This window comes from Roseovarius marisflavi (genome assembly GCF_900142625.1).
GTDB classification, from domain to species: domain Bacteria; phylum Pseudomonadota; class Alphaproteobacteria; order Rhodobacterales; family Rhodobacteraceae; genus Roseovarius; species Roseovarius marisflavi.
Genome location: NZ_FRBN01000015.1, coordinates 78,686 through 87,681 on the forward strand (window position 1 = coordinate 78,686; position 8,996 = coordinate 87,681).

General features: G+C 64.8%; 10 protein-coding genes and 1 pseudogene. 5 read left to right on the forward strand and 6 right to left on the reverse strand.

Annotated features, from left to right (window positions below; all coding sequences use genetic code 11):
* Positions 1 to 2 precede the first annotated feature (2 nt).
* The 3 genes from BUB78_RS13490 to speB are packed head-to-tail and all read left to right on the forward strand — an operon-like array spanning position 3 to position 3,093.
* Positions 3 to 1,382, forward strand: a complete 1,380-nt coding sequence (locus BUB78_RS13490) for a leucyl aminopeptidase family protein (protein ID WP_073198766.1) — start codon at positions 3 to 5, stop codon at positions 1,380 to 1,382.
* Positions 1,379 to 2,128, forward strand: coding sequence for a C40 family peptidase (locus BUB78_RS13495; RefSeq protein WP_073198768.1), 750 nt, complete (start codon positions 1,379 to 1,381; stop codon positions 2,126 to 2,128). The genes BUB78_RS13490 and BUB78_RS13495 overlap by 4 nt, the downstream gene beginning before the upstream one ends.
* Positions 2,125 to 3,093: an agmatinase gene (gene speB / locus BUB78_RS13500; RefSeq protein WP_073198769.1), complete on the forward strand. Its 969-nt coding sequence runs from the start codon at positions 2,125 to 2,127 to the stop codon at positions 3,091 to 3,093. The genes BUB78_RS13495 and speB overlap by 4 nt, the downstream gene beginning before the upstream one ends.
* On the opposite strand, the gene modC is transcribed toward speB, so the two are convergent.
* The 6 genes from modC to BUB78_RS13530 form a co-directional block, all read right to left on the reverse strand.
* A complete protein-coding gene (gene modC, locus BUB78_RS13505) occupies positions 3,090 to 4,190 on the reverse strand; it encodes a molybdenum ABC transporter ATP-binding protein (protein WP_073198771.1) in 1,101 nt (366 codons plus the stop codon). The genes speB and modC overlap by 4 nt on opposite strands.
* Positions 4,187 to 4,828 carry a molybdate ABC transporter permease subunit gene (gene modB / locus BUB78_RS13510; protein ID WP_245813486.1) on the reverse strand — a complete coding sequence of 214 codons (642 nt, stop codon included), beginning with the start codon at positions 4,826 to 4,828 and terminating at the stop codon, positions 4,187 to 4,189. Before modB ends, modC begins: the two co-directional genes overlap by 4 nt.
* A gap of 40 nt (positions 4,829 to 4,868) precedes the next feature.
* The gene (gene modA / locus BUB78_RS13515) at positions 4,869 to 5,597 is read right to left on the reverse strand and encodes a molybdate ABC transporter substrate-binding protein (RefSeq protein ID WP_139279347.1); all 729 of its coding nucleotides are present in this window, start codon (positions 5,595 to 5,597) and stop codon (positions 4,869 to 4,871) included.
* A 104-nt stretch (positions 5,598 to 5,701) separates the two neighbouring features.
* The gene (locus BUB78_RS13520; RefSeq protein ID WP_084732875.1) at positions 5,702 to 6,013 is read right to left on the reverse strand and encodes a winged helix-turn-helix domain-containing protein; all 312 of its coding nucleotides are present in this window, start codon (positions 6,011 to 6,013) and stop codon (positions 5,702 to 5,704) included.
* A 79-nt stretch (positions 6,014 to 6,092) separates the two neighbouring features.
* The gene (locus tag BUB78_RS13525; protein ID WP_073198779.1) at positions 6,093 to 6,437 is read right to left on the reverse strand and encodes a DUF2794 domain-containing protein; all 345 of its coding nucleotides are present in this window, start codon (positions 6,435 to 6,437) and stop codon (positions 6,093 to 6,095) included.
* Positions 6,438 to 6,557: 120 nt separating this feature from the next.
* A complete protein-coding gene (locus BUB78_RS13530; RefSeq protein ID WP_073198781.1) occupies positions 6,558 to 8,213 on the reverse strand; it encodes a Y-family DNA polymerase in 1,656 nt (551 codons plus the stop codon).
* A 115-nt stretch (positions 8,214 to 8,328) separates the two neighbouring features.
* On the opposite strand from BUB78_RS13530, the gene BUB78_RS13535 reads away from it, so the two are divergent.
* Both BUB78_RS13535 and BUB78_RS20385 read left to right on the forward strand, forming a co-directional pair.
* Complete coding sequence (locus BUB78_RS13535) at positions 8,329 to 8,778, forward strand: c-type cytochrome (protein WP_073198783.1); 450 nt, start codon at positions 8,329 to 8,331, stop codon at positions 8,776 to 8,778.
* Positions 8,779 to 8,883: 105 nt separating this feature from the next.
* Positions 8,884 to 8,996, forward strand: a pseudogene (locus BUB78_RS20385) (S-(hydroxymethyl)glutathione dehydrogenase); the annotation flags it as partial.

Below are 8,996 nucleotides of genomic sequence, written 5' to 3' on the forward strand. Positions count from 1 at the left end.
CCATGAGCCTCAAATTCGCCCCCGATCACGCCTCTGCCATTCCTTTGCATGTGATTGCCGAGGATGCGCTTGAGACATGGCTTGCCGATCAACCCGAGCGCATCAGGGCATGGGTGGGTGCCGCAGGGTTCACCGGCGCACTTGGGCGCACGCTTTTGATCCCCGGCGAGGCGGGCACCATCGAGATGGCCCTTGCCGGATATGGCAGCGCGCGCACGCGTGCGCGTGGCCGGTTTCATCTGGCGGGCTGCGCCGCCGCCCTGCCCGAGGGCACGTACCGCCTTGAGGGGCTGCCCTCTGATCAGGCCGAAACCGAGGCGCTTGGCTGGCTGTTTTCGCATTACGCCTTTGAACGCTATCACAGCCAAAGCCCGGCCAAGGCCCTTCTGGTCGCCCCCGAAGGCATTGATGCCTCCCGCCTTGAAATCATCGCGGCGGGCGAGGCACTCACCCGCGATCTGATCAACACGCCCGCCTCTGATCTTGGGCCGGATGCGCTTGAAGCGGCCTGTACGACCCTCGCCGCACAACATGGCGCAAGCATCGAGACCATTTGCGGCCGCGACCTGCTACAGCACAATTTCCCCCTGATCCACACCGTCGGGCGCGCCGCCGAAGCCGAGCCGCGCCTGATTGACATGCGGTGGGGCGAAAGCGGCCCGAAACTTGCGCTTGTGGGCAAGGGCGTGTGTTTTGACACCGGCGGCCTTAACCTCAAACCCGGATCAAGCATGGGGTTGATGAAAAAGGATATGGGCGGGGCCGCCACGGTTCTGGGCCTTGCGCATATGATCATGGCGCTTGGGGTGCCGGTTCAATTGCGTGTGCTCATCCCGGCGGTCGAAAACGCCGTTGCCGGCAATGCCTTTCGCCCCGGTGATATTCTGACCGCGCGCAATGGCCTCACGGTCGAGATCAACAATACCGATGCCGAGGGTCGCCTTATACTGGCCGATGCGCTTGCCTTTGCGGCCGAAGAGTGCCCCGATTTCATCATCTCGATGGCAACGCTGACCGGCGCCGCGCGGGTCGCTGTCGGGCCGGATATTTCGCCCTATTACACCGATAGCGCGGCAATGGCCGCCGCCCTTGAAGGCGCCGCCGAAAAGGTTGCCGATCCGGTCTGGCGCATGCCGTTTCACACGCCCTACGAGGCGATGATCGAACCGGGTATCGCCGATCTCGACAATGCACCCTCGGGCGGATTTGCCGGGTCGATCACCGCAGCGCTGTTCCTGCGCCGCTTTACCGATGGGCTGCCTTACGGGCATTTCGACATTTTCGGTTGGACGCCCACCGCAGCCCCAGCGCGCCCTAAGGGCGGCGTCGGCATGGGCGCGCGTGCCCTGCTTGAGGCGCTGCCGAAGGTACTCTCGCTGTGAGCGATACGCGGCTCATCTCAGTGCCGATTGCCGATCTGCGCCGCGCGCCGGATGGCGCACGTGAGCGACAGCTTTTGATGGGCGAGGCGGTGACCCTTCTGCACATCACCGACGGCTGGGCAGAGGTGACCGCCACGCGCGACGGCTATCGCGGCTATCTGCCCGAAAGCGTTCTTGCGTCAGGCGCCCCGACCCACCGCGTGAGCGCGCGCGCCACGCATCTTTATGCCCAACCGGATTTCAAGACGCCCGAGCGCCTTAGCCTGAGCCATGGCGCGCGGCTTGCCGTGCTCTCTACCGGTGCGCGCTTTGCCGAAACACCGCAAGGCCACGTGCCGCTTGCCCATCTCAGCCCGCTTGAAAGCATCGAGGCCGATCCCGTCACCGTCGCCGAACTTTACCTTGGCACGCCCTATCTCTGGGGCGGCAATTCGTCGTTTGGCATTGATTGCTCCGGTCTGATTCAGGTCGGATGCCTGGCCTGCGCCATCCCCTGCCCCGGCGATAGCGGCCCGCAAGAGGCCGCACTTGGCACAGATCTGCCAGACGATGCCCGCCTTGAGCGCGGCGACCTGCTGTTCTGGAAAGGCCATGTGGCATGGGTCGCCGACGCCGAAACCCTTCTGCATGCCAACGCCCATCACATGGCGGTGGCCTATGAACCGATCACTGCCGCAATCGCCCGCATCAAGGCACAGGGCGATGGCCCCGTCACCGCGCGCAAACGCCTGAAAGGAAGACCATGACATCCGATCCGTTCTTTCACCCCGTGTCGGGTTTTGAATTGCCCCGTTTTGCCGGTGTACCCACCTTCATGCGCCTGCCCTATGTGCCGCACGGGCACGCGCGCTACGACGACGTGCAAATCGGCCTGATCGGCGTGCCGTGGGATAGCGGCACCACCAACCGCCCCGGCCCGCGCCACGGACCGCGCCAGTTGCGCGATGCCTCGACCATGATCCGCGCCCAGCATGCCACCAGCGGCATGCGCCCGTTCGAGGCGCTCAATTGCGCCGACCTTGGCGATGTGGGGCCAAACCCCGCCGACATCATGGATAGCATGGCCCGCATCACAACCTTCTACGATCAGGTGACAGGGGCCGGGATTACCCCGCTGACGGCTGGCGGGGATCACCTCACGACGCTGCCGGTGCTACGGTCGCTGGCGCGGCGCGCGCCGCTTGGCATGATCCATTTCGATAGCCACACCGACCTGTTTCATTCCTATTTCGGCGGCACGATGTACACCCATGGCACACCGTTTCGCCGCGCCGTCGAAGAAGACCTGCTTGATCCCAAGCGGGTGGTGATGATCGGCATTCGCGGCACGATGTATGACACCGAAGATCGCGATTTCGCCGCCGCCAACGGCATCCGCCTTATCCTGATCGAAGAATTTCACGCCCGCGGCCCAGAGGATGTGATGGCCGAGGCCCGCGAGATTGCCGGCACCGGCGACACCTACGTGAGCTATGACATCGACTTTGTCGATCCGACCTTTGCCCCCGGCACCGGCACGCCCGAGGTGGGTGGACCCAACAGCTATCAGGCGCTTCAGGTGGTGCGCGGGCTTGAGGGCGTTAAAATCGTTGGCGCCGATATGGTCGAGGTCTCGCCGCCGTTCGACACCTCTGGCGGCACCGCCTTTCTTGGCGCGTCGATCATGTTCGAGATGCTCTGCGTGATGGCCAGTGGCGCGGCGACGGCCTAGGCCGGGCCGCTTCCGCCCACGTCAAGCGGTGCGATCGACAGCGACTTGATCACCGCGAAACACCTCTGCCCCGGCGCAAGGCCGAGCGCGCGGGCAGAGCGCTGCGTGATCCGCGCCAACACATCCTGATCCGCGCCCATGCGCAGGCGCACCATCACGCCCGGCCCCTGCCCCTGACGCATGTCAGTCAACTCGCCCTCAAGCACGTTGAGCGCCGACAACCCCTCTGGCCGGGTGCGCGACAAGATCACGTCCTGCGCCGCGATCCTGACCCGGACCTTTGCGCCAATCGCGGCGGCAAATCCCGGCACCAAAAGCCGCCCGCCCGCCACCGCAAGCTCGCTCAACCCATCGTCGTGATGCGCCAGAACCTGCGCGCGCAGGACAGACCCGGCGGCGCGGATGCCAAAGGCCGGGGCCGCCGCCGGATCCGACAGGATATCCTGCGCAAGGCCAGCGCGGCGCACCTCGCCTGCCTCAAGCATGACGATGTGATGGGCAAGTCGCGCCACCTCTGACACGGAATGGCTGACGTAAATCACCGGCACCCGCATGCCATCGCGGATCGCCTCGATGTAGGGCAGGATCGCGCCCTTGGCCGCATCATCCAGCGCCGAAAGCGGCTCGTCCATCAACAACAGGCGCGGCGCCGTCATGAGGGCGCGCGCCATCGCCACGCGCTGTGCCTCGCCCCCCGAGAGGCCCGAGGGGCGACGCGCCAAAAGCCCCTCAAGGCCAAGCGCGGCCACGATACCGGACCGATCAGGGTTACGCCCCGCCTTGCGCGCCCGCCGCTCCGCATAAGCGAGATTACCCGCCACGCTAAGATGCGCAAAAAGCCGCGCGTCCTGAAAGACATAACCGATGGCGCGCCGATGCGGCGGCACAAAGCGCCCCGGCCCCTGCCAGACCTGTCCGTCAAAGGAAACGCGTCCCTGCGCGCGCGTTTCAAGCCCGGCGATCACCCGCAGCAGGCTTGATTTTCCGCTGCCCGACGGGCCAAACACCGCCGTCAGGCCATTGGGCGCAAAGCCCTGCGACACCGCAAGGCGAAAGCCCGGCAGATCAAGCGTGATATCGACCGCCAGACCGCTCATCCCGCATGCACCGGAAAGCGGCGATTGGCGGCATAGACCGCGATCAGGACCACAAAGGAAATCCCCAAAAGGATCGCCGACAACAGGTGCGCCTGTGCATACTCCAATGTCTCGACATGCTCGTAAATCGCGATTGAGATGACCTTGGTCTGGCCCGGGATATTGCCGCCCACCATCAAAACCACGCCGAATTCGCCAAGCGTATGCGCAAAGCTCAGCACCATCGCGGTCAGGTATCCGCGCAGCGCCAGCGGCGTGGCGACGGTGAAAAACCGATCCATCGGCCCGGCCCCAAGCGAGGCTGCCGCCTCCATCGGGTGGCGGCCAATTACCTCGAAACTGGCCTGAAGCGGCTGCACCGTGAAGGGCAGCGAATAGAGCACCGAGGCCACCACAAGCCCGGTGAATGAGAATGTAAGCGCGTTGCCGGTCACATCACGCCAGGCCCCACCAAGCATGCTGTTGGGGCTGAGCAGAACCAAGAGGTAGAACCCCAGAACCGTCGGCGGCAGCACCAGCGGCAAAGCCGTGATCGCCTCAACCGCCACCTTGGCACGGCTCTGCGTTTGCGCCAGCCACCACGCCAGCGGCGTGCCGATGATCAACAGGATCACCACGCTGATCCCCGCCAGCCGCATGGTTAGCCAAAGCGGCGTGAGGTCGGGAAAGGGCGCGCCATCACTCCACATGATAGCCGTACCCCGCGATCACCGCCCGCGCCTCTGGAGCCTTGAGATAGGCCAGAAAATCACGCGCGGCGACATTCGTTTCGGTTAGCAAAACCGCATCCTGCCGGATCGGATCGTAAAGGGCCTCGGGCACGTCCCAGAGGCCCCCTGACTGGCGGTTGCGGGTTGAAATCGCGTAGGATTTCGCCACCAGCCCCAGCTCGGCATTGCCGGTCGCCACCATCGAGAACGCCTGCCCGATGTTCTGGCCCATCACCAGTTTCGGCCTGAGCGCCTCCCAGAGACCAAGCCCCTGCAAGGCCTGTTTCGCCGCAAGGCCATAGGGCGCAAGATCGGGATTGGCGATGGCCAGATGCGCGAAGTCCCCGGCCCGAAGCACGGTTGCGCCGTCGGACGTGATGACGCCGGGCGTCGCGCTCCAGAGCACAAGACGCCCCTCAGCGTAGGTAAAGCGCGTTTCCACAACGGCGCGGCCCTCGGCCTCAAGCCGCGCGGGGCGGGCCTGGTCGGCGGCAAGAAAGGCGTCAAACGGCGCGCCTTCGATGATCTGCGCGAACAGCTTCCCGGTCGAGCCGGTGACAAGCGTGATCCGGTGATCGTTCAGCGCCTCGAAGCGGGCAATCAGGTCTTCGGCGGCCTCGGCAAAATTCGTCGCCACCGCAATCGTCGCCGTTTCGGCCTGGGCCGCACCGATGCCTGGGGTAAGCAACAGCAGCATACAAAGGCGGCGCAAAATGGCGACTGCGGCACGCATTGGCGGCCCTTCCCGGTCTCGTTATGTTTGAAGGGAAATATCCCGCGCAGCGTCGTCAAAGACAAGCGTTATTTTTCACCAGACATATCGCCAAGAAGGGCCGTGATGGCCGCGATCTCGGGGGCGCCCTGATCGGCGCAGCGCCGCTCTAGCGCGCGGTAGTGGCGCAACACCTCTTCCCCGGTTGTGGTGAGCGCCGCCCCGCCGCCCTTGGCGCCGCCACGCGCGCTTTGCACGACAGGTGCGCGGAACATGGCATTCATCGTCTCGACCAGCATCCAGGCGCGCTTATAGCTCATGTTCATCGCGCGGCACGCCGCCGAGATCGACCCGGTTTCGGCAATCAGTTCAAGCAGATCGGCCTTGCCCGGGCCGATCATCGCGCCGTCGCCAAACACCAGCCTCAGGCGCAAATCTGCGCGCGCTCTTGGCGTGTCTGGCGCAGGCACGCTCAACCGCTCACTCCACAGCGCGGATAAGCTTGCGCTCTAGCACGCGCAGCACGGGTTTGAGCTCATGACCGCGCTTCAAAACCTGTCCGTCGATGCCGATCACCGCATATTGCCCCTGCTTTGCACGCAACTTGGGCCGCTTTTCGATCCGGTAAAGCGGATTTTCCGCCGTGCGCCGAAAGATAGAAAAAACCGCCACGTCGCGCAGACAGGAAATGCCGTAATCGCGCCATTCTCCGGCTGCAACCATGCGCCCGTAAAGCGACAGGATAACCGCCAGTTCGGTGCGGTGAAACGCCACCGGCGCCTGCGTGCCAGTCATCTGGATCGGGTTGAAGGGTTGAAAACTCATTCTCACAGAGTTGCCCCAAACCCTGCGCGGATCAAGTGAATTCGCGCGCTCCACCACGTGGCCCATTTTCTTCGCCGAAGAAAATGCCAGGAAAATTCGGCGAATTTTCTAATCCCTCTGCTAGGCGAACCGACCCTGACAAAACCAGCCGGGCGACAGGGCGGCCCCGTAAGCGTAATAAAGCCAGAGCGCTTCACCCCGCGCAGTGATCACCTGCCAGTAATCACGCACCCCGCTGCGCCAGTCGGGATCGTCCAGCCACCATTCCGGCGCGATCCGTTCAGGCCCCGTGGCACAGACCACCTCATGCGAGCGCCCCCGCCAGTGAAAGCCCCCCGCAAGATGCGGCAGATCAGGCGCGCGCACCGGCTCTGGCCGCCAGATCAGCAAGGGGCGCTTGATGGCGGGGCGCGGCCACGATCCGGGGGCCGGACCCGACCAGGCCGCCGCCAGAACCTGCGCCGTTTTTTCCGGGATATGGCTGCTGCCGGGATAGCGGCGGGTGATCGCCTCAAGCCCGATGCGCGCGCCAAGCCGCCCCATCAGATCCTCAATCGCGCAGGCCTGTGATTGGCGCCGCTCCGCGGCCCCGAGGGCGGTGACATGACCGGCCATCTGCGTCGCCTCAATCCGCTCGGTTTCAACCGCCTCAAGGCGCAGCATATCAATGCCAAATCCCGCCTCGATCTCGTCAAGCTTCATCGCCAGCAACGACAGGATGCCCTGGGCTGTATCGGCAGGGCGGGCAAGCCCGATCTGCACCACCTCCGCCGTGCCATCGACGCGAAACGCCTCGAACCGCACCCGCCGCGCGCCACGCCCCCTGGCGCGCAAAAGAGCACAGAGCCGATCCGCCAGCCGATCCAGACCGGCGCGCAGATCGTCTTGCAACCCGATCGGTTCGGGCAGGCTTAGCCGCGTGGCAAACGCCTGTGTCGGCGTCAAAGGCGAGACCTGCTCCGGCACAAGCCCGATCGCCTGATCCAGCCGCAACAGCAACTCTGGCCCAAAGCGGCGCGCCAGAGGCCCACGCGGCTGTCCGCTCAGATCCCCGATCCGGCGCAGGCCAAGGCGGCCCAGTTCCTGCACCATATCCTGCGGCAAACGCAAGGCCGCCACCGGCAGGGGGGCAAGCGCGCCGCGCATCTGTCCTGGCGGCGCAATCTGTCCCACCGCCCCCGCTGGCCGCATGACCGGCGCCGCACCGCCGCGCTCCCACGAGCGGCGCCTGGCCGCCCGCGAGCGGGTGGCGCGCGCCTCCTGGTCAATCGCGTCGCCTGACCGCGTCGCCCGGCCGCCCTCTCCGGTAAAACGCGCAAGCGCCCAGGCCGCCCCCACCGAATCCGCCAGCCCGCAGCGCGCGCTAAGCCCAAGATCCGCCGCCCCCTGCGCCAGCCCCTCCATCATCGCCGCCTCACCGCCGAAAAGATGGGTACAGCCCGTGATATCAAGCACAAGCCCGGCCTCGCCCTGAAGCCCCACCCAAGGCGAAAAGCGCCCGGCCCATCGGCACAGCCCGCGCAAGAACGCCGCCTCTGCCGGTCGGTCCTGTGGCTGTGTCACCAGATCGGCACAGAGCGCGCGGGCGTCGCGCAACGGCTGTCCGGGCGACAGCCCCGCCGCCTCGGCGCGATGCGACAGAGACACCAGAACCTGGCTCTGGCCCGCATCGCCCACCACCGCGAAGGGCAACTCCCCCATATCCCCCGTCCGCCGCAAAAGGCGTTCGGCCCCAAGCCGGGGAAACCAGACAGACAGGATGCGGCGGGCAGACATAACGTAATCATGTTCTCTTTTTGTTCTTTTTAAATCTGCGACACGAATGTGTCGAGTCCCTTCCCTTGAGCATTCAGGCTGCTAAACTATCGGCATTTGCACCAGGATACATTCGATGACGCCCATTGCCCGCCCGACCCTTATGGCCAGCCTCTGCCTTGCTCTTGCCACCGCAGCACTGGCCCATTCAGGGGTGCGCAACCACGCCGTGATGATGCGTATGGAGGCGATGCTAAGCTCCAAGAAAGCGATTGAACGCCTCGTTGCGATGGTCAAGGGGCAGAGCGCGTTTGACGCAGCCGCGGCCGACACCGCCCAACAGGCCCTGATGGCCCACATGAAGGCAACGCCAGACCTGTTTCGCGACCCCCAGAGTGATCCGAAATCGGAGGCGCTCCCGCTGATCTGGGACACCTGGGCCGACTTTGAACGCAAAAGCAACAGCGCCTATCTGGCCGTTACCGCGCTTGACACCCTAAGCCTTGAGGGCCTGCGCGGCACGCTGTTGAGGGTTGGAAACACCTGCCTTGACTGCCATCAGACATACCGAAAAGAGAAGCATTGACCGCCCATAATTCGTCGTTAATGCCACTTTGGATGCCGCCCCCGTATTGAAACCACCGCGCGCTTGCCGCATGGTTGGGGCAAATCAAGCAAAAAGGAAAATCCAATGCGCACAAGAGCCGCCGTTGCCGTATCTGCCGGTCAGCCGATGGAGATCATGGAGGTGAACCTTGAGGGCCCGAAGGCGGGTGAGGTTCTGGTTGAGATCAAGGCCACCGG